Raw genomic sequence first — 24,680 nt, forward strand, 5'->3', positions numbered from 1 at the left:
GGAAATATAATGGCAGTTATAATGGATGGAAAAGCGATTGCTAATGAGATTCAAAATAATTTGAAAAACAATATTAGTAATTATTTAGAAAAAAATTTACGAAAACCTCATTTGGTAGTATTTTTGGTGGGAACAGAAGAAGCATTAAAAGTATATGTGAATCACAAAATAAAAGTTTGTGAAAAGTTAGAAATTCAAGTTAGTTTAAAAACTTTTAATGAAAATGTTAGTGAGCAGGATTTATTAACAGTAATTAATAAAGTAAATAATGATGATACAGTTGATGCGATTTTGGTGCAGTTACCATTACCTAAACATCTTAATAAAAATCGGATTTTAGATCATATTAATGCTCCTAAAGATGCTGATGGTTTACATTATATTAATGCTGGTAAGTTATTTCAAGGGTTAAAAACGATTGCTCCTTGTACCCCATTAGGAGTAATTAAACTGTTAGAAGCATATAATATTGATGTTTTTAAAAAAACGGTTACAATGGTGGGGACAAGTAATCTTGTTGGTAAACCTTTGGCTATTATGTTGCATCATTTAGGGGCAACAGTTACATTATGTAATGAAAATACTGTTGATTTAAAAAAGCATACAATTGGTAGTGATATTGTTATTAGTGCTGTTGGTGTTGCTAATTTAATTGATGAAACAATGATTAAAGCTAATGCGATTGTAGTTGATGTGGCTATTGTTCGCGATTTGGAAACAAATCGGATTTGTGGTGATATTAAGTTTGATACGGTTAAAGAAAAAGTTAGTTATATTACTCCAGTTCCTGGTGGCGTTGGACCAATGACAATTGCAATGTTAGTAACTAATGTTTATGACTTGTATGTTATTAATATGAATAAGAAAAATTTGAATGTTGTTAATATGAATAATAAAAGTTTAATTGTGGAGTAGTAATTTATGTGAAATCATTTAGAAATTGTTAATCAAGCTTTATTTATTCTTATTAGTTTTTTATTAGGCATTATTTTTGTTGCTTATTTGGTTTTATCTTTATTGTGATTGATATTTTCTTTTATTAAAAAAGGTAATAGTAAAAATCGTGATGGTGGTGAATATTTGGAAGCTATTTTTCGTCAAGAAAAATATCATTTTAAAATTAAAATAACTAAAGTAACGATGCGTTACTTTAATGTTAAATATTATAAACAAGAAGTTAATATTAAAACTAGTGATTATTATAACGATAGTATTTTTCATATTTATAATTGTTTAACTTATGTTGCAAAAATAAAATGAAAACAAAATGGTAAAGGGTATGTATTTTTTATTCATCTAGCAAATTTTATGTTTATTTTTGCATTATTATGTTATTTTGGAATGATAATTTTATTTTTGCAGTTTTATTCACAAGATTTAATTAGTATTACAAATCTTAATTTAATTAGTAGTGCGATTGGATATACTAGTTTAGTGGTGCTAATTTTAGGATGAACTTTGTGAGTTTATTTCTATGAGTTAATGCGAAAAGATATTTTGCTGTTGGCAGAAGATTATTTAAATGAGCAAGAATATGAACGCATTAGAAAAATTACTCTTATAAAAACTATAATTGTGGGTAGTGATTCATTGTTTATATTTACATTTTAAAGAAAGTCCCTTCTTTTTTTAAGAAGGGACTTTCTTTGTGAAGGAATTAATTTCTAATATGATAAATATTAGACTTCTTGCAAAATTAATATGATAATTATAATTTTTAAATTTAAAATAAATATAAAAGTGTTATTAAAATAATTTTTAGATTATTTTTACAAATATTTTGTCATTAAAACATAATAAAAATTATTATTTACAATAAAAAAAGACTGAAATTTTAAATTATCAAATATATTTAAACTAATAGTTGTAAATTATAAATTGAAGCTATTAAATTAAATCTTAAAGCAAATCTTTTTCTACGATTTCGATATTTTTCACTAATAATTTTAAATTTTTTAAGTATAGCAAAAACATTTTCAATAACAATTCTCATTTTTGAAATTCGCTCATTATTTTGCATTATTTTGCTTTTCTTCTTTATTTAAAGGGTTTTTCTTTGATTTTCTTTTAGGAATTAAAACATTATGATTAATTTTTTGTATGCCTTGATAACCTAAATCCACTAAAACAGTTGTTTCTGGTAAAAATTTAATTTTTGAATCTTTTAAAATTTTAAAGTCATGGTTTTTACCATAAGAAAAATCAGAACTAATAATTTTTTTACTATCTTTTTCAATTATAACTTGTGTTTTTATTGTGTGTTTTTTCTTTTTTCCTGAGTAGTGCTGTTTTTGTCTTTTTTTGGGCGTTGGATTTGGCTTTCAGTTACATCAATTATAACAGTCTTATCTTTGAAATAATCTTTTAATAGTGATTTTTGACCAGTAAGTTGTTGAAAATTAGGGTGTTTTATTAAAGTGTCTTCAATTCATTTGATATTTCTATAACAACTACTTTCACTAATATCATAACTTTTTGCAATATGAAAATAAGTTCTATATTCTCTTCAATATTCTAAAGTCATTAAAATACGATTTTCTAATGATAATTTATTGGTTCTTCCGCGACGAAATCTCTTTTTTAATTCTTCTATTTTTAAAATTTCTAGCATTTTATTAAAAGTAGTATGTTTAATACCAGTTAATCTTAAAAAATTTTTATCACTTATTTGATTATTTTTTTTAAATTTCATTTAAATTCCACCTTTTTATTAAAAACAACAATTCAATTATATTTTAAATTAATTTTGCAAGAAGTCTATTGAAATAAAATGAAAATAAAATATAATTAAGAATATAATATATAGAATTAGAGAATATTATAAATTAATAAAAGAGTAGAAAGGTGGTAAGATGAGAAATATCTTAAAATATTTGATAACAATGTTGTTAATGGCTATTCCTGTTTTAAGTGTAGTTGCTTGCAGTAAAAATAATGATGATATATCTGAAAGTTCTGAAGAAAATGCTATAGTAGATCCCCTTGCTCAGGCCAAAAATTTAATTAATGAAGAAATATTGAGTAAACATCGAGAAAAAATTTATACTGCTAATAATTTAGGGTTAAATGATTCCCAAATTAAAAATACTATGGCTCCATTAGTTAGTCAAGCACAAGCTGAAAATTCCACTGTGTATTTGGAAAATAATGAGAAAATTAGTGAACAGATTTTGCGAATATTGGAAAATGATTTAATTGGTTCTATTAATAGAAAACTTAGAGACAAAATGATTTATTTTGCAAATATCAGTAATCCGACAAGTTTTACTAAAGATAAGTCTAAATTTATAGTAACAAAAGTATCTTTTGACCAAATGATTAGAGTTCTTGGCGATTTAAAAAATAGGCAATCAGATAATTTAAATAGTCAATCTAATGGTGATAATAAGCATTATGTTTATAAACTACAATTATGCATTGAACTTGATTTGGTTTTAAAGCAAGGTCAAGCCACCCATACTATTTATCTTGATATTTATTTAACACAGGATAGAACTACTTTTACGAATAAGATTTCTGAGTTAACGGAGTTAGTACGAGAACATATCAAAGCGAATGTTACCTTTAATTTAGAAAAGTTGAAATTTCAAGCTTTAAGTGAAACAAATATAAAAAATCAAATCTTAAACCAAATTAATAGTAATAATGAAGAAAAATTAAGTATTTCTAATACGGGTTTACAAAGAAATCTATTAATAAATTCTTTAAATTTAACAACAAATTCTATGGAGGAATTTTTGGAATTTTTGAAAATTTCTGATGGTGTAGCAATAAATACTAAAATAAGGGGTTTTATTACTGAAGATAAAGCATTTCAGAAATATAATTCTGATTTTGATAGTGCACCGGATAATAAAGAGATTTTCTTGGGAAGTTTTGATTTTACTTTTTGAAATGCTACTTATTTTGATTTACCATTGCAGAGAATTGAATTAAAAGATAATAGGATTACAGTTTCTAAAGGAGCATTTGAGACACAATTATTGAATATTAGTGAAGTTCTGAGTTATTATTTTTCAAAAGTTCTTTCTGAAAAGAATAAAATTCGAGGTTCTCAGTACAATTCTGTATATCTGATAGTTCCTCGAGCTATATGAAGAAAATATGTGAAGTTAACTAATGGTACTGATGACAATAAGGTTTTTAATTTTCATAAAAAAATGTATAAGATTTTTCAAGAAACAATTGAAGGGCATAATAAAAAATTATTGCAAGAAAGTCGCTTTAAGGGTTCTGTCTTTAAGCCTTTGACTGATGAAATTAAAATACTTGTTAGTCCTAGTCCGTGGGATCGTGGCAAGCAAACAATAGGTGCTTATTCAGGATATTCGGGGTTAAGTGGTATTTCTGTTCAATTAGAAGTTGGTTTTTTTACTTTAAATATTATCAAAAATGCTAAATTTTGATATGGTTTATTGACTTAATGTAGAGACAATAATAATATAATATAAAAAAAATTTACTTAAGGTTTACCTTAAGTAAATTTTTTTTATTTTTTGTTTAAAATTACAGGAATTATTAAAGGATTTCTTCGTTTTATTTTTGAAATATAAGGACTTAAGGTTTCTTTAATTTCTTTTTTGATTGCTCCAAAAGTAGGATGGTTACTAGCTAATACCTTTTTGATGACCTTTGTTACAATGTTAATTGATTCAGCAATAAGAGCACTGGAATCTTTAACATAAAATGAGCCACGAGAGATAATTGTTGGATTACATAGTAATTCATTAGTCTGACTATTAATGGAAACAACAACAGCAATTAAACCATCATTAGCAAGAATTTGGCGATCACGAGTTATTCTTGTTGTTAAACCAGAAGTATCTTTACCGTCAACATAAATTGCACTAGCTTCAATTCTTTTTCCAAGAATAGCTTTACCTTTGTAAAGATTAATTTGGTCACCATTGGCACAAATAAAGATATTTTCTTTAGCAACACCAACGCTTTCTGCAGTTTGTCCGTGTGCTTTTAACATGCGATAATCACCGTGCATTGGCATAAAATATGTTGGTTTAATTAAGGTTAGCATTAGTTTTTGTTCTTCTTGTGAAGCGTGTCCTGATGTATGTAAAGAATTAAATGAGGAGTTTTCTAAGACATGAGCCCCTAACCGTGATAAGCGGTTAACAACTATTTCAACACTAGCTTGATTTCCGGGGATAGGACTAGAAGAAAAGATAACGGTATCACCGGGAATAATAGAGATTGCTTTATGAGTTCCAGTTGAAATCCGTGAAAGTGCTGCCATTGGTTCTCCTTGGGAACCCGTACAAATAATTAAAATTTCATCTTTATGATATTGATCAGTTTCGTGAGGTTTAATAAATTGTTTGTCAGAAATCTTTAAATGTCCCATTTCACGAATAATTTTAATAATTCGTTCTAAACTGCGACCAAAAATTAAAATTTTGCGATTATACTTTTGTGCTACTTCAATAATTTGTTGAATACGGTGGACATTAGAAGCAAAAGTAGAAATTAAAATTCGTCCTTTAGCTTTTAAAAAGTAATCACTAATATTTTTAATAATTTTTGTTTCGGTCATTGTATAACCTTCAATTTCAGAATTAGTTGAGTCTGATAAAAATAAGGTAACACCCGTTTGCCCCATTTTTGCCATTTCTTCTAAATCTGCTTTATGACCTAATGGTGTTCAATCAAATTTATAATCACCAGTGGTAACGACTTTACCATTAGGAGTATTAATAGCAATGCCAAAAGCATCAGGAATTGAATGATTAACAGCAAAATATTTAAGTTGAAAGTTTTTTAGCAGACCTTTCATTTTATTTTGATCTTCATTGCTACCATCAATTTCAATGATTTTGGTTTTTTGACCAATATTAAATTCTTTTAATCGTTCACGAATTAAGGCTGCTGCTAGTCTTGGCGCATAAATAAAAGGAATATCAATTTCCTTTAAAAGATAAGGAATACCACCAATATGGTCCTCATGACCGTGAGTAATAAATATTGCTTTTATTTTTTTAGCATTTTCTTTTAAATATGTATAGTCAGGAATAATTGCATCAATTCCTAATAATATTCCTTCGGGAAATTTAACACCAGCATCAATAATAATGATTTCATCATCATGTTCAATACAATAAGTATTTTTACCAACTTCTTCTAAACCACCAAGGGCAAATACTTTAGTATTTCTAATATCATCAATAATAATTTCATTATTTTTGTTAGATGTTTGATTTTCATTGAAGATTTCAATTTTGTTATTTAGTTTCTTTTTTTGATTTGTTGTCATGAATTTTTACACCTCACTCATTATTAAATGAAATGTTTACTTAAAATCTTAAAAAATCATTTTTGCAATTTTTTTTGTAAACATTTTATTTTTAGTTGCCTTTAAATTTAGGCAATTTTAGTTTATTTATTTCTCAGTTGAAATATTTAGTACTTCGCTTATAAGTATAACCAGTTGTCATTCTTTTTTCAAGGTTCATTTTTATCAATTAGGTCATAGTATAAAATACCTTCTAAATGTTTTTGTTCGTGTTGAAAAACAATTGCTTCATAGCCACGAGCAGTAATTGTAACATTTTTTTTCTTTAAATAATCATAACCAGTAACAATAACTTTAAAATAACGCGGAACAAACCCTTCATGGTGATTATCAACGCTTAGGCAACCTTCGCCACTTTTTAAAGAAATAATTTGTTCACTATGAGCTGTAATTTTAGAATTAATTAAGGCATGTTGAATGATAGTTTTCTTATTATTTTTATCAATTTGTTCAATATGAATGTAATACATTTGTTTATTACAACCAATTTGGGGGGCTGCTAATCCCACAGCAGGAATTAGTTTTAGTGATGAGTTTAATGCTTCATTTTGGGAAGTAATAACAAAATTAATTAGTTTTTGCATTATTAATTCATCATTTTTTGATATTGGAAATAATACAGGTTGACATTTTTCTCGTAATTTAATGTTGTTATCTTTAACTAATCATTCATTATTACTAGGATTGTTGTCTTGGTACATAATTTGCTCCTTATTTTGCTTATTTTTATAGATTATAGCATAAGTTTTTTTTTATTTTATCAAGAGTTTTTTTTATTTTGTCGAAAACTCTTGATATTTATTGAATATACTTAATTTTAGGTATATTTTAATATGATAGAGGTGGATAATAATTATGGAAAAAATAATTCAAGAACTAGTAAATACTTTAACAGATGATCAATTTTTAGAATTTTATGAAAAAGTCAAACAACAAGCAGAATTAATAAAAAAACAAAAACGTTTAAATGAAATTGATCAAAAATTTAGAGCGCACGGTATTTAAATGCCCTAAATGTGAATCTTACCATTGCGTTAAAAATGGACATAATTCAGAAGGAAAACAAAAATATTTATGTAAAAATTGCCGTGCAAATTTTGACGCTTTTCGTAATCATTTTATTTATTGAAGTCATTTAAATTATGAACAATGAAATTTATTGATTCAAATTTCATTGCTGGGGCAATCTAGTAAAACAATTTTTCGTTTTATTAAAACTACATTAAAAACTGCTTGATATAATCGTCAAAAATTAATGAAATCAAAACAATTAGAAAATACCCAATTAAAATTTAAAAAATTATCTGGTAAAATCCAAATCGATGAAACATTTATTAAAGAAATCCATAAAGGAAATTTCAAATATAAAACTGATCCACGAAGAATTCACCTTGACCCATTCGCAACTAATACTAAATGCTGTATTCAAATGGCAATTGATAATAATAACAATATTTATGTTAAATCCACAAACACCAAACGTTTACAAAAACAATGAGTTATTGAAAATATGAACAAAGAATTAATTAACGAAAATTCAATTATTACTTCTGATATGCAAAAATTATATTTTTTAGTAGCAAAACAAACAAATTCTACTTTATGTGTAACTAAAACAACAATTAATCCTGAAGCTAGTTATCGTAACTTAAATAAAATCAGTAAATTACAATCTAGTCTTAAAGAAGCCTTAATTCATTATCATGGTTTAGGTTTTACTAATATTCAAAATTATTTAAATCTCTGAAAATGAAAATACCAACATAAGGAAGGGTTTAACTCCAAACCAACAAACAGCGGTATTATATTTTAATAGACTTCTTGCAAAATTAATTTAAAATATAATTGAATTGTTGTTTTTAATAAAAAGGTGGAATTTAAATGAAATTTAAAAAAAATAATCAAATAAGTGATAAAAATTTTTTAAGATTAACTGGTATTAAACATACTACTTTTAATAAAATGCTAGAAATTTTAAAAATAGAAGAATTAAAAAAGAGATTTCGTCGCGGAAGAACCAATAAATTATCATTAGAAAATCGTATTTTAATGACTTTAGAATATTGAAGAGAATATAGAACTTATTTTCATATTGCAAAAAGTTATGATATTAGTGAAAGTAGTTGTTATAGAAATATCAAATGAATTGAAGACACTTTAATAAAACACCCTAATTTTCAACAACTTACTGGTCAAAAATCACTATTAAAAGATTATTTCAAAGATAAGACTGTTATAATTGATGTAACTGAAAGCCAAATCCAACGCCCAAAAAAAGACAAAAACAGCACTACTCAGGAAAAAAGAAAAAACACACAATAAAAACACAAGTTATAATTGAAAAAGATAGTAAAAAAATTATTAGTTCTGATTTTTCTTATGGTAAAAACCATGACTTTAAAATTTTAAAAGATTCAAAAATTAAATTTTTACCAGAAACAACTGTTTTAGTGGATTTAGGTTATCAAGGCATACAAAAAATTAATCATAATGTTTTAATTCCTAAAAGAAAATCAAAGAAAAACCCTTTAAATAAAGAAGAAAAGCAAAATAATGAGCGAATTTCAAAAATGAGAATTGTTATTGAAAATGTTTTTGCTATACTTAAAAAATTTAAAATTATTAGTGAAAAATATCGAAATCGTAGAAAAAGATTTGCTTTAAGATTTAATTTAATAGCTTCAATTTATAATTTACAACTATTAGTTTAAATATATTTGATAATTTAAAATTTCAGTCTTTTTTTATTGTAAATAATAATTTTTATTATGTTTTAATGACAAAATATTTGTAAAAATAATCTAAAAATTATTTTAATAACACTTTTATATTTATTTTAAATTTAAAAATTATAATTATCATATTAATTTTGCAAGAAGTCTAATGTATAAAAAAGTTAAAGTAAAAATAGTAATTTTACATAAAAGCCTTTTAAAATTATCAAGTTGATGATTTTTTTTTATTTTATCAAGAGTTTTCGACAAAATTAAAAAGAGTTTTCGACAAAATTAAAATAAGTTTTTAGTATAATTAATATATTATTTATAGGTGAGAAAATGAAAATTATTGCAGGAAAGTATTATAAAAAAAATCTTATTAGTCAACAAAGTACAACAACAAGACCAATTTTAACTAGGATTAGAGAGAATCTTTTTAATGTTTTAAATAATTATTTTTATTATGAAAATAAAGTGGCATTAGATCTTTTTGCTGGTAGTGGTAGTATTGGTCTTGAAGCGTTATCAAGAAATATTAGTTATTGTTATTTTAATGATGATGATTCGCAGGCATTAGAATATTTAAAAAAAAATATTGTTAATTTAAAAGTTGCCGATCATAATTATATGATTACTAACTTATCATATTTGTTATGTTTAAAGTTTTTAGTTAATAATAATATTAAAATTGATTTAATTTTTATTAATCCACCGTATAAAGAAATTAGATATTATTATGAAACAATAAAGTATTTATTGGCACAAAATATTGTTAATAACTATGGTATTATTATTCTTGAATCTAATATCGCATTAGATATTAATTATGAGCATTTAGAATTATTAACAATGAAGAAATATGGTAAAATATTCTTATATTTTTATCGCTACACTAGGGAACGGAAGTAATATCTTAAAATGAATAAAAAAATGGGATTATTAATTATTCTTTCTGGACCTAGTGGGGTTGGTAAAGGAACAATTAGAGAAGAATTATTTAAAGACCAAAATTTAAATTTAGTTTATTCTATTTCAATGACAACAAGAAAACCAAGAAGTAATGAATTAAATGAAAAGGATTATTTTTTTGTTAATGAAAATGTTTTTCAAGAGAAAATTGCTAATAATAAGTTATTAGAATATGCTAAATTTGTTGATAATTATTATGGGACACCAGAAAAATATGTTGATAAATTATTATCACAAGGTAAAAATGTTGTTTTGGAAATTGAGGTTCAAGGAGCGTTACAGGTATTAGCAAAAAGATCAGATGCGATATCGTTTTTTGTTTTACCCCCTAGTTTTGAAGAATTAACTAGAAGAATTATTGCCCGTCGAAGTGAGTCAGAAGATATTGTTCAGAAGCGATTATTAAAAGCTAAAGGGGAAATGAATATTACTAGTAAATATAAATATGTTATTGTTAATGATAATTTACAACAAACTGTTTCAGAAATTAAAACTATTATTATGAATGAAATTAATGCTAATAAAAATTAAAAATCTAAGGAAGAATTTTTCCTTAGATTTTTTCTTACTAATTTACGATTTTAATTTTAAAGATAAGTATTGATAACCTCTTTATTTTTTCTGTAAATGGGTTATTTTTAATTTAAAGGTGATTTTTTATGCAAGAAAAAGATATTTTAAAAGAAATAAATAATATTGATGATAAAACTTTTATGAAAATATATCAGCAATTAAAAAATAGAGCAAAGAAAATTGAAAAAAAGGAAAAACAAGTAATTATTTTTTCCATAATTATTATCCACCTCTATCATATTAAAAATATACCTAAAATTAAGTATATTCAATAAATATCAAGAGTTTTCGACAAAATTAAAAAAATTTAATAAAATTAATTTTTAGAAGTCAGGTTGATGACTTTTTTTATTTTATCAATACTTATCTATAAAATTAGAAATTTACGATATAATTATATTATTAGGAAAGTAAAGGATGACTTGATATGAATGTTAGCTTCCATTTTAATAGCGATATTGGTCAGTTTCGTGCTAATAATCAAGATGCAGTTCAATTTGTAAAAAATGAATATGGCCAATATTTTGGTATTGTTTGTGATGGTCTAGGAGGACATAATGGTGGTGAAACTGCTAGTTGAATGGCTGTTAATTTATATGTTAGCTTATTTGTTAAAACTGACTTTAGTAATTTTGGTGATTATGAAGTTAATAACTGACTTCGGCAAGCAACAATGTTTGTGCAAGAATCAATGATTAATTATGTTAAAGAATATCCGCAGTTAACTGATATGGGAACTACTGTTTCTTTAATATTAATAACTAATAACAAAGCTTATTTATTAAATATTGGTGATTCGCGGATTTATGAGTATTATCAACAGAATTTTCAGCAATTAACAACTGATCATAATATTCTTAATATGTTACATAATAATAAAACTAATGCTAATTTTGAAAAAACATTGTGGAAAGCATTAACTAGTGCTTTAGGACCAAATAAGAAATTGCAAATTGATACTTTCTTAGTTAGTAATATTAAAGGCATAACTTTTATGCTAACTACTGATGGATTGCATGATTATTTAGAAAATTATGAAATGATTGATATTTTACAGAGTAATAATAAGTTGTCACAAAAAGCTAAGAGTCTAGTTGATTTAGCATTGGATAATGTTTCAACTGATAATTTAACAATTCTCATTGTCGAGATTAAATAAGGAGTTATGGCGGATGCAAATAGAAAATGGTATTATTTTACAACAACGATATCAAATAATTAATAAAATTGCTAGTGGTGGGATGGCAGATGTTTATCGGGCTAATGATAGTTTTTTAAATCGGATTGTAGCGATTAAGATTTTAAATCATCAAGCAGCTAATAATTCACAAGTTTTAAAGAAATTTTATAAAGAAGTGGAAGCAACAACGAGAATTCGTCATGATAATGTTGTTGAAGTTTATGATGTTTTTGAACAAGATAACCGCTGATGTATTGTTTTAGAATTAGTTGAGGGTTATACCTTAAAAGATCGATTATTACGAACTGGACCATTATCAATTAAAGAATGTTTACAGATTTTTCAAAGCATTTTAGATGGTGTCGCTGTTGCCCATCAAGGAAATATTGTTCATCGTGATTTAAAACCAGAAAATATTTTAATATCTTTTGATGGTAAGATTAAAGTATCTGATTTTGGAATTGCAATTATTACTGATGATAATAAGACAACAACAAGTAAAATTGTGGGAACAGCAAAATATATATCGCCAGAAACTGTCCAGTCATTACAAATTGATCATCGTAGTGATATTTACTCATTAGGAATTGTGTTATTTGAATTGTTAACTGGTTCTTGTCCTTTTAATGGTCAAAATCCAACATTAGTAGCGGTAAAGCAAGTTAGAGAACCGTTACCAAGTGCAAAAGGGATTAATCCTAATATTTCACAAGCATTGGAGAACATTATTATTAAATCAACGGCTAAAAATTGTGAGGAAAGATATCAGAGTATTAAGGCGTTAAGTCAAGATATTAAAGCATTACAAGATATTAGTAGTGCTAAAATAAAACCTTTAAAATTGAAAAATTGCATTGTTTTAACACGCGATAACCGAAAGCAAAAGATATTTATTAAAAATCGTGAGCAATTAATGTCATATTTTTTAACTCCTAAGTTTCTAATGATGATTCTTATTATTACTAGTTTTATTTTTCTTGTTTTCTTATTATTGGTATTTTATAGTATATGATTGGTTTAGTCATTCGTGTCATTAGTGAGTTTTGTGATGTTATTATCAATAATGAAATTTATCATTGTCAAGCAAGAGGAGCTTTAAGATTATCTAATCAAAGAATTCTTGTTGGTGATGTTGTAACAATTGAAGTTATTAATGAACAAGAAAAGCAAGCAACAATTATTGAAATTCACCCCCGAAAAAATCAATTAATGCGACCAGCAGTAAGCAACATTGATCAAGTTATTATTGTTAGTGCTTTAAAACAACCTAATTTTAGTAGTTTTTTACTTAATAAGTACTTAATATGAGTTGAAGCTCACAGTTTGGCAGTAGTTTTAGTTTTTACTAAAGCTGACTTGTTATTATATGGTGATAAGGTTTATGATTATATTTCTAGTTATAAAAAATTAGGTTATGAATGTCTAATTTTATCAATTAATAATGCAAATAATCAATGAGAAAAGTTAAAGGAAGTTACAACTGATAAGATTTCAATTTTAAGTGGCCAAACTGGGGCTGGGAAGTCTTCAATTTTAAATATGTTAGATCCGCAACTTAAAATTAGAACGCAAGAAATATCTAAGACTTTAAATCGTGGTAAACATACGACAACGCATAATGAATTAATAATTATGGCAAATAATATTAGAATTATTGATTCACCAGGATTTTCATCATTTTCATTGAATGATATTTCATTATCAGAAATAGCGAGTTCATTCCGGTTCTTTAAAAAATTTCTTGTTAATTGTCATTATCGGCAATGCCGACATTGAAAAGAACCAAAATGTGGTGTTAAACAAGCATTAATTAATAAAGATATTCCCCAATTTATTTATGATGAGTATATTAAAGTTTTAGAACAAAAACAATTACAAGAAAAAGGAAGGTACTAAATAATGAAAAAACTTATTATTGCTGCTAGTATTTTAGATGCTAATTATTTGTGTTTAAAAAAGCAATTACAACAGTTGCAAGAAGCAAATATTGATTGAATCCATTATGATGTTATGGATGGTAATTTTGTTAATAATTTAAGTTTTGGAGCTAAAATATTACAAGATATTACTAAATGTTTTGATATTTTTATTGATTGTCATTTGATGGTAAAAGTTAATTGTAATATGACAACATATTTAATGCCATATATTGAAGCTAAAGCTAATAGCATTACGATGCATTATGAGGCATTAACACCAGAGCAAATAAAAGAATTCATTAGTTTTTGTCAAGATAATAAAATTAAAAAGGTTTTAGCTTTAAATCCAGCAACACCAATTGAAGTATTAGAGCCATATTTAGAACAATTAGATGCCGTTCTTTTAATGAGTGTAGTTCCTGGTAAAGGCGGACAAAAATTTATAATGGCATCGTTAGATAAGATTAAAAATTTAAAAACTAAAATTGTTATTAATAACTATCATTGTTTAATTCAGGTTGATGGTGGTATTAATAATGATATTGCTAAGTTATGTCAAAAGCAAGGGGCAGATATTGTTGTTGTTGGGAGTTATTTAATGCAACATTCACATATGAAACAGGCAGTTAAGGAATTAAAAAATGATTAAGCAAAATTGTTTTGTTATTGTTTGTCAAAATATTAATATTGATTTATCAAAGTGAAAAGATTGTCAATTTATTGCTGTTGAACAAGGAGCCATAAAGCTAATTAATGAAAATTATCCGATTGTTTTAACTTGTGCTGATTTTGATCACACTACACTAGTAAGGAACAGTTAGAAATAATAAAAAAGCATGTTAAAAATATTGAAATATTACCACAAGATAAAGATATTTTAGATAGGCGCGCGAATATGCAATTTTAGAAGCGATTGCATTAGGGGTGCTAAAAAGCTTATTTTAGTAGTGGATGGTTATCGTTGAGGAATGATTTATGCTTTAATTAATTTATTAATTAAATATCAAAAATATGATTTAAAAATTTATAATACTAATAATGTTTTACAATTAGTTAATAAAACAATGACATTTGCAACTAATGAGTATGAAGATTGTTATTTTGACTTTTTACCTTTAGTTGATACAACACTATCATTAGTTAATTTTAAATATCCTTTAAAAGATAATTATCTTTTAAAAGTCTATGATAATTATTTTATTAGTAATGAATTGTTAACTAATGATGAAGCTAAAATTAAAGTCATAAGTGGTTATGGAATATTAACAATTAGTAAGAAAGTGTAATAAATACTTCTATTTATTAAGTAATAACTAATGCTTTTGTATTGTTTAAAACATTTATAAATTTTTTAAAAGGGACTGTACAATTAACTGTGTCTCTAAGTAATTAACTTAAATTCACTCTGTCCTCAAATTTTATCATTAAATGTGAAATTGCACTCCCCAATTTTGAATTGGCATCATTCATTTCTTAACCATATTTTGAAATGCTAAATAAAATATTTTAAAAACTGATGCATCATTAGGAAAAATCTTTTTATTCTTAATGACTTTTCTTAGTTGACTATTAACAGATTCAATCGCATTAGTTGTGTAAATAATCCTTCTAAATTCTTGAGGATATTCAAGAAAAATTATTAAATTATTTTTTTAATTTTGTCGAAAACTCTTGATAAAATAAAAAAAATCATCAACTTGATAATTTTAAAAGGCTTTTATGTAAAATTACTATTTTTACTTTAACTTTTTTTATACATTAAAATATAATACCGCTGTTTGTTGGTTTGGAGTTAAACCCTTATGTTGGTATTTTCATTTTCAGAGATTTAAATAATTTTGAATATTAGTAAAACCTAAACCATGATAATGAATTAAGGCTTCTTTAAGACTAGATTGTAATTTACTGATTTTATTTAAGTTACGATAACTAGCTTCAGGATTAATTGTTGTTTTAGTTACACATAAAGTAGAATTTGTTTGTTTTGCTACTAAAAAATATAATTTTTGCATATCAGAAGTAATAATTGAATTTTCGTTAATTAATTCTTTGTTCATATTTTCAATAACTCATTGTTTTTGTAAACGTTTGGTGTTTGTGGATTTAACATAAATATTGTTATTATTATCAATTGCCATTTGAATACAGCATTTAGTATTAGTTGCGAATGGGTCAAGGTGAATTCTTCGTGGATCAGTTTTATATTTGAAATTTCCTTTATGAATTTCTTTAATAAATGTTTCATCGATTTGGATTTTACCAGATAATTTTTTAAATTTTAATTGGGTATTTTCTAATTGTTTTGATTTCATTAATTTTTGACGATTATATCAAGCAGTTTTTAATGTAGTTTTAATAAAACGAGAAATTGTTTTACTAGATTGCCCCAGCAATGAAATTTGAATCAATAAATTTCATTGTTCATAATTTAAATGACTTCAATAAATAAAATGATTACGAAAAGCGTCAAAACTTGCACGGCAATTTTTACATAAATATTTTTGTTTTCCTTCTGAATTATGTCCATTTTTAACGCAATGGTAAGATTCACATTTAGGGCATTTAATACCTTGCGCTCTAAATTTTTGATCAATTTCATTTAAACGTTTTTGTTTTTTTATTAATTCTGCTTGTTGTTTGACTTTTTCATAAAATTCTAAAAATTGATCATCTGTTAAAGTATTTACTAGTTCTTGAATTATTTTTTCCATAATTATTAGCCACCTCTATCATATTAAAAATATACCTAAAATTAAGTATATTCAATAAATATCAAGAGTTTTCGACAAAATTAAAATAATAATTAACTTGTCCAAAAAAGGTATTAATAAAATCTCCTCCAAAACTTGTTTGCGAGCCAGATTTTCAAAGCGATTTACCATTTTCTAAAAACTCATTATAGCCCACAATGCTACCGTGCTCAGTTTTTATAGTAATAACATCACCAAAACTGGAAAAGGAAAGCTCTCTAAAAATAACTTTTTTCATCATATCAGGTTTAGGATATGAATTTTTGCGACTTAAATTAAATTTACTATTTTGTTTAAAACCATTTAATTTAATTGAAATTTCACTCATATATTTAAAATTATCGTCAAAGAAATTAAAAATTGGGACTCAATATAAATAACTATAATTAAATTTATCAAAATCTCGGCGTTGTATCATCAAATAATCTAGTTTATCTTGAAACTGAATATAATCATACTCACCATCATTTTTATTTATTTCCGTAGGCAACGGTTGCTCGTTATCTTTCTCTGGTTGTAGTGGCACTTTAGCTGAAAATGAACTTATAAAATATTGTGGTTTATTTAATTGATATCTATCTAAATAAACAAATGACACTTTAATACTTTCAAGTTTAGGAATTTCTCAGCCATAAGTAGTCAATATATCTTCAGATGGTTTTGGTTTATAAACACCTTCTCGTTTAAAAAAATCCTTTATAGGATTATTAATACTTTGATTTTCGATTAAAAAGCTTTTTTCAGACATATCATCTGGAAAACGAACACTTTCATCCATAAAAAGTTATTCTTCCAGCAGAGCCAAAACTCTCTACATTAAAAAAAGTATTTTTAATGCTAACAAACTCTAATTCACAACTATCGCCACATTGACTAGAATTTGTGGCTCGTTTTTCTCGTTTCATAAAGAATTGTTCCATATTAGGTTTTGGTTGTTGTTTTGTATCAAAGAACGCCCCTAGCGGTACCAAACCAATAAACATTATAATAAATCAAGAAATAATCTTATCCATATCATCACGCTTTAAAATTCTTTTTCATTGTTTTAATAGCATCAGAAAATTTATACTGTTGATGTTGTGGACATTCACAATTAGCAACTTGCGTTTGATGCTTTCTAAAAACTTTATTAAAGTAATAACCCCTAATAATTAACTTAATACCAGTTATTAATAAATAAATAATTAATAATCAAAGATAAACATTAAAAAATACACTTTGAAAATTTAATGGTATAAAATTTTTAAAAAATTCATCCCCTTTAATTTGAAGAATCGTTAAAAATACTCAAATAATAGTAATAACACTATGAAGTATAATAAAAAAATGTATAAAACCTAAAACCCTTTTAAATCATTTAATACCTAATATTTTCTTTAATTTTTTCATTTTTTAACTCCTTAAAATTAAATATATTGTTGATAAAATAAAAATCGTTCCTAAAATTTGGAAAATCGGATGTTGAGAAAATAACCTTATCATTGGTTTAAACAAATCTAAAATTTTAATATTATTTGATAGAACTTTATTAAAATATTCTAAACCCTCACGCACATAGGCTCATAAATCTAAAAAGTCATTTAAAGCAAAAATAGTAAAAACAGCAACAAGAATAAATAAAATTATCAATTTAAACATTTTAAAAACCTACCTTTTTATTCGCCCTCCATGTTGATTAACTCACGGTCTATTTTTAGGACTAGGACTATTACCACTGAATTTCTTAATTGGACCACTAGATGATTTTTTTCTTAGCTCCTCAATTAGCAACTGATTTTTGATATTTTTTACGAAAACCAACTTTTGGTCGTTCAATATGAATACCTAAAATACCACCAATTACAAGATTTATTACAAGCATAATTAGCGGAAAAATAATAATGCGAATATCTGTTCCAGGAATGGTTAAAGTTCAAATTAAATCAAAAACTTTATAAAACATATCGCCAATCAAACTAGCCATTTTTTCTAAGTTTTCCATCTTTTAAACTCCTTTACTTATTTTTCTTATTCAGATTATTTTTTAACTTAGTAAGTATCTTACTAAATTTTTCCATTTTTAAATATTCTAATGCTTCAATATCCATCACATTATCATTTCAAAATTTATGCTGATAATTATCATTCAAAGCACGATTACTTAATTCACGCAAGAATGATAAATATTTATTATCATAAAGGTTTAAAATTGACATCGGAATTTTCAATTTAAAGAAATAAATGTCTAATTCCGGAATGCTACGATACTTGATTTTGCGACCTTTTTTATCATTTTTAGCATTAATCAGAGTTAATCAATCGTCTCGTCATTGTTTTCGTATTCGCTTACCGATTTAAAAGTGCCGTAAATAACTTGTAAATAGGGTCGGAAAATACTAACTGGTTTTTTTCTAATACCAACAATTATTGAATTCGCAATATCACGAACTTTAACTCATATATGTTCAGCTCGTTGTCCACTTGCTAATACGATATGGATAAATTGCCGAGCCGAAGCGAAATATTCTTGTAAACCTTGGGTTACTCTATCATTTTCTTTATAATCAGTTCCTTCTAAAAATAAATTAGTTTCATCTCATAACAGTAAATGTTTTTCATCTAAAATTGGATAATTATAATCTAAAAGTGACATATGCCCTAATGAAAACATTTGTTTATCTGTAATCGGAAAAGTAGAAATCGTTTTTCAACCACTTAATAAGTAAGAAGCTAAAACCATTAAAGCAGTTTTTCCAGTTCCTAAAGCACCAATTACTAAATTTAAAGGTGAAATTTAAGGAACTGTACAATTAACTGTGTCTTTAAGTAATTAACTTAAATTCACTCTGTCCTCAAATTTTATCATTAAATGTGAAATTGCACTACCCCAATTTTGAATTGGCATCGTTCATTTCTTAACCATATTTTGAAATGCTAAATAAAATATTTTAAAAACTGATGCGTCATTAGGAAAAATCTTTTTATTCTTAATGACTTTTCTTAGTTGACTATTAACAGATTCAATCGCATTAGTTGTGTAAATAATCCTTCTAAATTCTTGAGGATATTCAAGAAAAATTATTAAATTATTTCAGTTATTTTTTCATGATTTAGTAATTTGTGGATACTTTTTATTTCATTTTTCAGAAAAATGATCTAAAGCAACTAGCGCTATTTCTTCATTAATTGCTGTATAAATTGATTTTAAATCATTAGCTACAAGTTTGCGATCTTTGTAAGGGACAAATTTTAAACTATTACGAATTTGATGAACGATGCATAATTGGTGCTGTGTTTTTGGGAACACAGCTTCTATTGCATCAGACATTCCAGTTAAATTATCGCTACAAGCAACAAGAATATCTTGTAAGCCACGATTTTTCATTTCCGTAAGGATTATATTAAGTCAAAATTTGGCTCCCTCATTCTCGCTAATTCACATTCCTAAAATATCTTTTAAACCATCTAAATTAATTCCTAAGGCAAGATAAACTGCTTTATTTATTATTCGTTTATCTTGCTTTACTTTAACAACAATACAATCAAAATAAACAATTGGATAAATCTTCTCTAAAGGTTTAGTTTGTCACATTTTAACTTCTTCAATAACATCATCAGTTATTTGACTAATTAAACTTTCTGAAATTTCTGCTCCGTGATAGAATTCTTGCAATTGTGCTTTGATATCAGAAATTGTCATTCCTCTTGCATATAAAGAAATTACTTTTTGATCAAAGTTATCAAATCTTCTTTGTCTTTTCGGAATAATTACTGGTTCAAAAGTACTATTTCGATCTCTTGATACATCAATTGCGATTGAACCATTTTTAGTAATAATGGGTTTTTGTGTGTTGCCATTTCTTTTATTATGATTCTCATCAGTTTCAAGATGATCTTTAATTTCCGTATTTAAAATTCGTTCAGTTAATTTTTTGGTAAATTCCTGAAAAATAGTATTGCCTTTAAATAAATCTTGTGGATTATCAATATTTTCTAAAAAATAATCAACAACTTTATCAATTGCATCAGGTTCTTTTTTTATTTTTTTTTTGTCATTTTCTGTTCTCCTTCGTTTAAGTATAATTCAGAATGAATTATCGAGACACAGAATTTTGGACAGGCCCGAATTTTTTTAATAAGAAATTAATAAAACTACGACGAGCAAAGAAATGAGAAATTTTAGTATATAAAATATAAAAAGCAATTAATAAATAAATAATATCAAATAACATTCGTCAACTTTGGGGATTATAATAATGCAAAATCGCACCATAAAATCACGCAATAATAAATAAAGTGCGATTTAAAGCGACAAAATCATATAATCTTAAATTTATTTTTTTAAACAATAGCATCATTTAAATCACACTTTCTTTATTTTTATTACTAATCTGCCGGGCATTAATTTTTCAAACATTTTGAAAGCGATTAAAAATAAACCAATAATCACACCAAGCAAGAAAACTCAATATGTAGCAAAGAAATTAACAACATTTGGCATATTACCACCAATAATATCAGTTCAAATATTACCAAATGCTTTAATTAATGCTTTTCATAAGTTAGCAACCGCTTGTTCACCAGTAATAGCTACTGCTGGTGCTTCTGCTAAGAAAGTTCTAATCATACAATCAAATCACCTCACCCCCTTTCTAAACAAAATATGATTTAACCTTATAAAATAAAATAACCATAAATAAGATAATGACTACTAATACCATTCAAAAAGCAATGTTTGCTATTAAAAGTCAAAGTGTTTTTTGAGTTAAATCAATTTCTTTACCACCAGTAATACGAGCTGGAATAACTGTAATTTGAATAAATAAATCCCAAAAATACAATTTTATTTGCTCTCAATCTAAATCTTTTCAAGCAACTAAAAACATAATAATTACCGCTTAAAAGGTTAAAAGAGTAGAAAAATAATTGCCGAGAATAGCATTACAATTATTAAAATTGAAAACAAAAATACAACTTGGGGTGGTAAATCGGCAGTTGGATAAATTAATTCAATTAACTCAATAATTATTTTTTTAAACATTTTCTAAACCTACTTTTTAATTTCTTTTTCATCTTGTTCTAACAAATTTCGTTTAAACTTTGCAATAAATATTCGTTGTGAATAAGTAAAATCTTTTGGTAGCTGTTTTGCTTCACTACCATATTTCTTTTTATCTTTAAAAAACCGATAAATATTAACTGCAATATAATATGCTAGTAATAATGTTAAAATCGTAAAAAATACTAATCCAAATATACTCATGTTTCTTTTCTCCTTAATTTTTTAATCTTTTAATATGCAATATCAACACAAAGTCAATTATCACCGACTAAATCAGTTCTAACAGATTCAACTGCAGATTTAGACGCTCAAATTTTTTGTTCTAATCCAGTTTTTTTATTAATAGAATATATAAACTTTTGATAATAATTTTTAGGTGGTTCATCCACACTAACTCACATTTTCATTTCTAAAACTCCAAAACTATTTTTTTACTACATCAAATCAAAAAAATTTTTTTATTTTGTCGAAAACTCTTGATAAAATAAAAAAAAATCATCAACTTGATAATTTTAAAAGGCTTTTATGTAAAATTACTATTTTTACTTTAACTTTTTTTATACATTAAAATATAATACCGCTGTTTGTTGGTTTGGAGTTAAACCCTTATGTTGGTATTTTCATTTTCAATAACAATTCTCATTTTTGAAATTCGCTCATTATTTTGCTTTTCTTCTTTATTTAAAGGGTTTTTCTTTGATTTTCTTTTAGGAATTAAAACATTATGATTAATTTTTTGTATGCCTTGATAACCTAAATCCACTAAAACAGTTGTTTCTGGTAAAAATTTAATTTTTGAATCTTTTAAAATTTTAAAGTCATGGTTTTTACCATAAGAAAAATCAGAACTAATAATTTTTTTACTATCTTTTTCAATTATAACTTGTGTTTTTATTGTGTGTTTTTTCTTTTTTCCTGAGTAGTGCTGTTTTTGTCTTTTTTTGGGCGTTGGATTTGGCTTTCAGTTACATCAATTATAACAGTCTTATCTTTGAAATAATCTTTTAATAGTGATTTTTGACCAGTAAGTTGTTGAAAATTAGGGTGTTTTATTAAAGTGTCTTCAATTCATTTGATATTTCTATAACAACTACTTTCACTAATATCATAACTTTTTGCAATATGAAAATAAGTTCTATATTCTCTTCAATATTCTAAAGTCATTAAAATACGATTTTCTAATGATAATTTATTGGTTCTTCCGCGACGAAATCTCTTTTTTAATTCTTCTATTTTTAAAATTTCTAGCATTTTATTAAAAGTAGTATGTTTAATACCAGTTAATCTTAAAAAATTTTTATCACTTATTTGATTATTTTTTTTAAATTTCATTTAAATTCCACCTTTTTATTAAAAACAACAATTCAATTATATTTTAAATTAATTTTGCAAGAAGTCTAATATCGCTGTTTGTTGGTTTGGAGTTAAACCCTTCCCTTATGTTGGTATTTTCATTTTCAGAGATTTAAATAATTTTGAATATTAGTAAAACCTAAACCATGATAATGAATTAAGGCTTCTTTAAGACTAGATTGTAATTTACTGATTTTATTTAAGTTACGATAACTAGCTTCAGGATTAATTGTTGTTTTAGTTACACATAAAGTAGAATTTGTTTGTTTTGCTACTAAAAAATATAATTTTTGCATATCAGAAGTAATAATTGAATTTTCGTTAATTAATTCTTTGTTCATATTTTCAATAACTCATTGTTTTTGTAAACGTTTGGTGTTTGTGGATTTAACATAAATATTGTTATTATTATCAATTGCCATTTGAATACAGCATCTTAGTATTAGTTGCGAATGGGTCAAGGTGAATTCTTCGTGGATCAGTTTTATATTTGAAATTTCCTTTATGGATTTCTTTAATAAATGTTTCATCGATTTGGATTTTACCAGATAATTTTTTAAATTTTAATTGGGTATTTTCTAATTGTTTTGATTTCATTAATTTTTGACGATTATATCAAGCAGTTTTTAATGTAGTTTTAATAAAACGAGAAATTGTTTTACTAGATTGCCCCAGCAATGAAATTTGAATCAATAAATTTCATTGTTCATAATTTAAATGACTTCAATAAATAAAATGATTACGAAAAGCGTCAAAACTTGCACGGCAATTTTTACATAAATATTTTTGTTTTCCTTCTGAATTATGTCCATTTTTAACGCAATGGTAAGATTCACATTTAGGGCATTTAATAGACTTCTTGCAAAATTAATATGATAATTATAATTTTTAAATTTAAAATAAATATAAAAGTGTTATTAAAATAATTTTTAGATTATTTTTACAAATATTTTGTCATTAAAACATAATAAAAATTATTATTTACAATAAAAAAAGACTGAAATTTTAAATTATCAAATATATTTAAACTAATAGTTGTAAATTATAAATTGAAGCTATTAAATTAAATCTTAAAGCAAATCTTTTTCTACGATTTCGATATTTTTCACTAATAATTTTAAATTTTTTAAGTATAGCAAAAACATTTTCAATAACAATTCTCATTTTTGAAATTCGCTCATTATTTTGCTTTTCTTCTTTATTTAAAGGGTTTTTCTTTGATTTTCTTTTAGGAATTAAAACATTATGATTAATTTTTTGTATGCCTTGATAACCTAAATCCACTAAAACAGTTGTTTCTGGTAAAAATTTAATTTTTGAATCTTTTAAAATTTTAAAGTCATGGTTTTTACCATAAGAAAAATCAGAACTAATAATTTTTTTACTATCTTTTTCAATTATAACTTGTGTTTTTATTGTGTGTTTTTTCTTTTTTCCTGAGTAGTGCTGTTTTTGTCTTTTTTTGGGCGTTGGATTTGGCTTTCAGTTACATCAATTATAACAGTCTTATCTTTGAAATAATCTTTTAATAGTGATTTTTGACCAGTAAGTTGTTGAAAATTAGGGTGTTTTATTAAAGTGTCTTCAATTCATTTGATATTTCTATAACAACTACTTTCACTAATATCATAACTTTTTGCAATATGAAAATAAGTTCTATATTCTCTTCAATATTCTAAAGTCATTAAAATACGATTTTCTAATGATAATTTATTGGTTTTTCCGCGACGAAATCTCTTTTTTAATTCTTCTATTTTTAAAATTTCTAGCATTTTATTAAAAGTAGTATGTTTAATACCAGTTAATCTTAAAAAATTTTTATCACTTATTTGATTATTTTTTTTTAAATTTCATTTAAATTCCACCTTTTTATT

At 25.1% G+C, this 24,680-nt stretch carries 39 protein-coding genes and 2 pseudogenes; 15 read left to right on the forward strand and 26 right to left on the reverse strand.

The window, feature by feature from the left end; all coding sequences use genetic code 4:
• Nucleotides 1-9 precede the first annotated feature (9 nt).
• Complete coding sequence (locus tag AAHM82_RS05535) at nucleotides 10-915, forward strand: bifunctional 5,10-methylenetetrahydrofolate dehydrogenase/5,10-methenyltetrahydrofolate cyclohydrolase (protein ID WP_342264766.1); 906 nt, start codon at nucleotides 10-12, stop codon at nucleotides 913-915.
• 6 nt (nucleotides 916-921) lie between these two features.
• Nucleotides 922-1,611: a hypothetical protein gene (locus tag AAHM82_RS05540; RefSeq protein WP_342264767.1), complete on the forward strand. Its 690-nt coding sequence runs from the start codon at nucleotides 922-924 to the stop codon at nucleotides 1,609-1,611.
• Between the two features lie 241 nt (nucleotides 1,612-1,852).
• Here AAHM82_RS05540 and AAHM82_RS13610 read toward each other — a convergent pair whose 3' ends face one another.
• From AAHM82_RS13610 to AAHM82_RS13620, 3 genes are read right to left on the reverse strand one after another with little or no spacing between them, the layout of a single operon-like run.
• Nucleotides 1,853-2,020: a transposase gene (locus tag AAHM82_RS13610; protein WP_425289003.1), complete on the reverse strand. Its 168-nt coding sequence runs from the start codon at nucleotides 2,018-2,020 to the stop codon at nucleotides 1,853-1,855.
• The gene (locus AAHM82_RS13615; RefSeq protein ID WP_425289060.1) at nucleotides 2,010-2,255 is read right to left on the reverse strand and encodes a transposase family protein; all 246 of its coding nucleotides are present in this window, start codon (nucleotides 2,253-2,255) and stop codon (nucleotides 2,010-2,012) included. Before AAHM82_RS13615 ends, AAHM82_RS13610 begins: the two co-directional genes overlap by 11 nt.
• Nucleotides 2,252-2,692 (reverse strand): transposase family protein, encoded by a 441-nt coding sequence (locus AAHM82_RS13620; RefSeq protein WP_342263396.1) that lies wholly within the window; start codon nucleotides 2,690-2,692, stop codon nucleotides 2,252-2,254. Before AAHM82_RS13620 ends, AAHM82_RS13615 begins: the two co-directional genes overlap by 4 nt.
• 160 nt (nucleotides 2,693-2,852) lie before the next feature.
• On the opposite strand from AAHM82_RS13620, the gene AAHM82_RS05550 reads away from it, so the two are divergent.
• Nucleotides 2,853-4,424: a hypothetical protein gene (locus AAHM82_RS05550; RefSeq protein ID WP_342264768.1), complete on the forward strand. Its 1,572-nt coding sequence runs from the start codon at nucleotides 2,853-2,855 to the stop codon at nucleotides 4,422-4,424.
• Between the two features lie 65 nt (nucleotides 4,425-4,489).
• Here AAHM82_RS05550 and AAHM82_RS05555 read toward each other — a convergent pair whose 3' ends face one another.
• Together AAHM82_RS05555 and def are read right to left on the reverse strand one after the other, a co-directional pair.
• Nucleotides 4,490-6,265, reverse strand: coding sequence for a ribonuclease J (locus AAHM82_RS05555; protein ID WP_342264769.1), 1,776 nt, complete (start codon nucleotides 6,263-6,265; stop codon nucleotides 4,490-4,492).
• A gap of 158 nt (nucleotides 6,266-6,423) precedes the next feature.
• The gene (def, locus tag AAHM82_RS05560) at nucleotides 6,424-7,005 is read right to left on the reverse strand and encodes a peptide deformylase (RefSeq protein WP_342264770.1); all 582 of its coding nucleotides are present in this window, start codon (nucleotides 7,003-7,005) and stop codon (nucleotides 6,424-6,426) included.
• Nucleotides 7,006-7,159: 154 nt separating this feature from the next.
• Here def and AAHM82_RS05565 point away from each other — a divergent pair, with 154 nt between their 5' ends.
• From AAHM82_RS05565 to AAHM82_RS05615, 12 genes are all read left to right on the forward strand, one after another.
• A complete protein-coding gene (locus AAHM82_RS05565; RefSeq protein WP_342264355.1) occupies nucleotides 7,160-7,309 on the forward strand; it encodes a hypothetical protein in 150 nt (49 codons plus the stop codon).
• Nucleotides 7,272-8,117, forward strand: a complete 846-nt coding sequence (locus tag AAHM82_RS05570; protein WP_342264771.1) for an IS1/IS1595 family N-terminal zinc-binding domain-containing protein — start codon at nucleotides 7,272-7,274, stop codon at nucleotides 8,115-8,117. The genes AAHM82_RS05565 and AAHM82_RS05570 overlap by 38 nt, the downstream gene beginning before the upstream one ends.
• Before the next feature lie 68 nt (nucleotides 8,118-8,185).
• Nucleotides 8,186-8,626: a transposase family protein gene (locus AAHM82_RS13625; protein WP_342263396.1), complete on the forward strand. Its 441-nt coding sequence runs from the start codon at nucleotides 8,186-8,188 to the stop codon at nucleotides 8,624-8,626.
• Nucleotides 8,623-9,015, forward strand: a complete 393-nt coding sequence (locus AAHM82_RS13630) for a transposase family protein (protein WP_342264845.1) — start codon at nucleotides 8,623-8,625, stop codon at nucleotides 9,013-9,015. Before AAHM82_RS13625 ends, AAHM82_RS13630 begins: the two co-directional genes overlap by 4 nt.
• 345 nt (nucleotides 9,016-9,360) lie before the next feature.
• A complete protein-coding gene (rsmD, locus tag AAHM82_RS05580) occupies nucleotides 9,361-9,930 on the forward strand; it encodes a 16S rRNA (guanine(966)-N(2))-methyltransferase RsmD (RefSeq protein ID WP_342264772.1) in 570 nt (189 codons plus the stop codon).
• Nucleotides 9,931-9,939: 9 nt separating this feature from the next.
• Entirely contained in the window at nucleotides 9,940-10,521 is a 582-nt protein-coding gene (gene gmk, locus AAHM82_RS05585; protein WP_342264773.1) for a guanylate kinase, read from the forward strand.
• Between the two features lie 128 nt (nucleotides 10,522-10,649).
• On the forward strand, nucleotides 10,650-10,838 hold the full coding sequence (locus tag AAHM82_RS05590) for a hypothetical protein (RefSeq protein WP_342264774.1): 189 nt from the start codon (nucleotides 10,650-10,652) through the stop codon (nucleotides 10,836-10,838).
• Between the two features lie 152 nt (nucleotides 10,839-10,990).
• Nucleotides 10,991-11,722, forward strand: a complete 732-nt coding sequence (locus AAHM82_RS05595) for a protein phosphatase 2C domain-containing protein (RefSeq protein ID WP_342264775.1) — start codon at nucleotides 10,991-10,993, stop codon at nucleotides 11,720-11,722.
• 13 nt (nucleotides 11,723-11,735) lie between these two features.
• Nucleotides 11,736-12,764, forward strand: a complete 1,029-nt coding sequence (locus tag AAHM82_RS05600; protein WP_342264776.1) for a protein kinase domain-containing protein — start codon at nucleotides 11,736-11,738, stop codon at nucleotides 12,762-12,764.
• Entirely contained in the window at nucleotides 12,752-13,639 is an 888-nt protein-coding gene (gene rsgA, locus AAHM82_RS05605) for a ribosome small subunit-dependent GTPase A (protein ID WP_342264777.1), read from the forward strand. The genes AAHM82_RS05600 and rsgA overlap by 13 nt, the downstream gene beginning before the upstream one ends.
• Before the next feature lie 3 nt (nucleotides 13,640-13,642).
• Nucleotides 13,643-14,311 (forward strand): ribulose-phosphate 3-epimerase, encoded by a 669-nt coding sequence (rpe, locus tag AAHM82_RS05610; protein ID WP_342264778.1) that lies wholly within the window; start codon nucleotides 13,643-13,645, stop codon nucleotides 14,309-14,311.
• Between the two features lie 298 nt (nucleotides 14,312-14,609).
• Nucleotides 14,610-14,948, forward strand: a complete 339-nt coding sequence (locus AAHM82_RS05615; protein ID WP_342264779.1) for a hypothetical protein — start codon at nucleotides 14,610-14,612, stop codon at nucleotides 14,946-14,948.
• A 103-nt stretch (nucleotides 14,949-15,051) separates the two neighbouring features.
• Here AAHM82_RS05615 and AAHM82_RS13635 read toward each other — a convergent pair.
• From AAHM82_RS13635 to AAHM82_RS13650, 21 genes and pseudogenes are all read right to left on the reverse strand, one after another.
• Nucleotides 15,052-15,311, reverse strand: a pseudogene (locus tag AAHM82_RS13635) (transposase); the annotation flags it as partial.
• A gap of 102 nt (nucleotides 15,312-15,413) precedes the next feature.
• Nucleotides 15,414-16,340 carry an IS1/IS1595 family N-terminal zinc-binding domain-containing protein gene (locus tag AAHM82_RS05620; RefSeq protein ID WP_342264859.1) on the reverse strand — a complete coding sequence of 309 codons (927 nt, stop codon included), beginning with the start codon at nucleotides 16,338-16,340 and terminating at the stop codon, nucleotides 15,414-15,416.
• Nucleotides 16,240-17,010: a hypothetical protein gene (locus AAHM82_RS05625; protein ID WP_342264780.1), complete on the reverse strand. Its 771-nt coding sequence runs from the start codon at nucleotides 17,008-17,010 to the stop codon at nucleotides 16,240-16,242. The genes AAHM82_RS05620 and AAHM82_RS05625 overlap by 101 nt, the downstream gene beginning before the upstream one ends.
• 109 nt (nucleotides 17,011-17,119) lie before the next feature.
• Nucleotides 17,120-17,467, reverse strand: coding sequence for a hypothetical protein (locus AAHM82_RS05630; RefSeq protein ID WP_342264781.1), 348 nt, complete (start codon nucleotides 17,465-17,467; stop codon nucleotides 17,120-17,122).
• Nucleotides 17,418-17,801: a hypothetical protein gene (locus AAHM82_RS05635; RefSeq protein ID WP_342264782.1), complete on the reverse strand. Its 384-nt coding sequence runs from the start codon at nucleotides 17,799-17,801 to the stop codon at nucleotides 17,418-17,420. The genes AAHM82_RS05630 and AAHM82_RS05635 overlap by 50 nt, the downstream gene beginning before the upstream one ends.
• 3 nt (nucleotides 17,802-17,804) lie before the next feature.
• Nucleotides 17,805-18,050 (reverse strand): hypothetical protein, encoded by a 246-nt coding sequence (locus tag AAHM82_RS05640; protein WP_342264783.1) that lies wholly within the window; start codon nucleotides 18,048-18,050, stop codon nucleotides 17,805-17,807.
• A gap of 97 nt (nucleotides 18,051-18,147) precedes the next feature.
• The gene (locus tag AAHM82_RS05645; RefSeq protein WP_342264784.1) at nucleotides 18,148-18,393 is read right to left on the reverse strand and encodes a hypothetical protein; all 246 of its coding nucleotides are present in this window, start codon (nucleotides 18,391-18,393) and stop codon (nucleotides 18,148-18,150) included.
• Nucleotides 18,394-18,406: 13 nt separating this feature from the next.
• Nucleotides 18,407-18,607, reverse strand: a complete 201-nt coding sequence (locus AAHM82_RS05650; RefSeq protein ID WP_342264785.1) for a hypothetical protein — start codon at nucleotides 18,605-18,607, stop codon at nucleotides 18,407-18,409.
• Between the two features lie 95 nt (nucleotides 18,608-18,702).
• Nucleotides 18,703-19,131, reverse strand: coding sequence for a hypothetical protein (locus tag AAHM82_RS05655; protein WP_342264786.1), 429 nt, complete (start codon nucleotides 19,129-19,131; stop codon nucleotides 18,703-18,705).
• A gap of 90 nt (nucleotides 19,132-19,221) precedes the next feature.
• A complete protein-coding gene (locus AAHM82_RS05660; RefSeq protein ID WP_342264918.1) occupies nucleotides 19,222-20,412 on the reverse strand; it encodes an IS256 family transposase in 1,191 nt (396 codons plus the stop codon).
• Between the two features lie 312 nt (nucleotides 20,413-20,724).
• Nucleotides 20,725-21,018, reverse strand: coding sequence for a hypothetical protein (locus tag AAHM82_RS05665; protein WP_342264787.1), 294 nt, complete (start codon nucleotides 21,016-21,018; stop codon nucleotides 20,725-20,727).
• Between the two features lie 25 nt (nucleotides 21,019-21,043).
• Entirely contained in the window at nucleotides 21,044-21,277 is a 234-nt protein-coding gene (locus AAHM82_RS05670; protein ID WP_342264788.1) for a hypothetical protein, read from the reverse strand.
• Nucleotides 21,278-21,441: 164 nt separating this feature from the next.
• Complete coding sequence (locus AAHM82_RS05675) at nucleotides 21,442-21,654, reverse strand: hypothetical protein (RefSeq protein WP_215825617.1); 213 nt, start codon at nucleotides 21,652-21,654, stop codon at nucleotides 21,442-21,444.
• Between the two features lie 29 nt (nucleotides 21,655-21,683).
• Nucleotides 21,684-21,860 carry a hypothetical protein gene (locus tag AAHM82_RS05680; RefSeq protein ID WP_342264789.1) on the reverse strand — a complete coding sequence of 59 codons (177 nt, stop codon included), beginning with the start codon at nucleotides 21,858-21,860 and terminating at the stop codon, nucleotides 21,684-21,686.
• A gap of 191 nt (nucleotides 21,861-22,051) precedes the next feature.
• Nucleotides 22,052-22,348, reverse strand: coding sequence for a transposase family protein (locus AAHM82_RS05685; protein WP_342264919.1), 297 nt, complete (start codon nucleotides 22,346-22,348; stop codon nucleotides 22,052-22,054).
• Nucleotides 22,345-22,785, reverse strand: a complete 441-nt coding sequence (locus AAHM82_RS05690; RefSeq protein ID WP_342263396.1) for a transposase family protein — start codon at nucleotides 22,783-22,785, stop codon at nucleotides 22,345-22,347. Before AAHM82_RS05690 ends, AAHM82_RS05685 begins: the two co-directional genes overlap by 4 nt.
• A gap of 92 nt (nucleotides 22,786-22,877) precedes the next feature.
• The gene (locus AAHM82_RS05695) at nucleotides 22,878-23,228 is read right to left on the reverse strand and encodes a hypothetical protein (RefSeq protein WP_342264790.1); all 351 of its coding nucleotides are present in this window, start codon (nucleotides 23,226-23,228) and stop codon (nucleotides 22,878-22,880) included.
• Nucleotides 23,215-23,499: a hypothetical protein gene (locus AAHM82_RS05700; protein WP_342264791.1), complete on the reverse strand. Its 285-nt coding sequence runs from the start codon at nucleotides 23,497-23,499 to the stop codon at nucleotides 23,215-23,217. Before AAHM82_RS05700 ends, AAHM82_RS05695 begins: the two co-directional genes overlap by 14 nt.
• 69 nt (nucleotides 23,500-23,568) lie before the next feature.
• Nucleotides 23,569-23,658 (reverse strand): annotated as a pseudogene (locus tag AAHM82_RS13640) (IS1/IS1595 family N-terminal zinc-binding domain-containing protein); the annotation flags it as partial.
• Nucleotides 23,659-23,829: 171 nt separating this feature from the next.
• The gene (locus tag AAHM82_RS13645) at nucleotides 23,830-24,222 is read right to left on the reverse strand and encodes a transposase family protein (RefSeq protein WP_342264845.1); all 393 of its coding nucleotides are present in this window, start codon (nucleotides 24,220-24,222) and stop codon (nucleotides 23,830-23,832) included.
• The gene (locus AAHM82_RS13650; protein WP_425289004.1) at nucleotides 24,219-24,671 is read right to left on the reverse strand and encodes a helix-turn-helix domain-containing protein; all 453 of its coding nucleotides are present in this window, start codon (nucleotides 24,669-24,671) and stop codon (nucleotides 24,219-24,221) included. Before AAHM82_RS13650 ends, AAHM82_RS13645 begins: the two co-directional genes overlap by 4 nt.
• Nucleotides 24,672-24,680 lie beyond the last annotated feature (9 nt).

The sequence above is a fragment of the Spiroplasma endosymbiont of Clivina fossor genome (genome assembly GCF_964031115.1).
Lineage (GTDB): Bacteria > Bacillota_I > Bacilli_A > Mycoplasmatales > Nriv7 > Nriv7.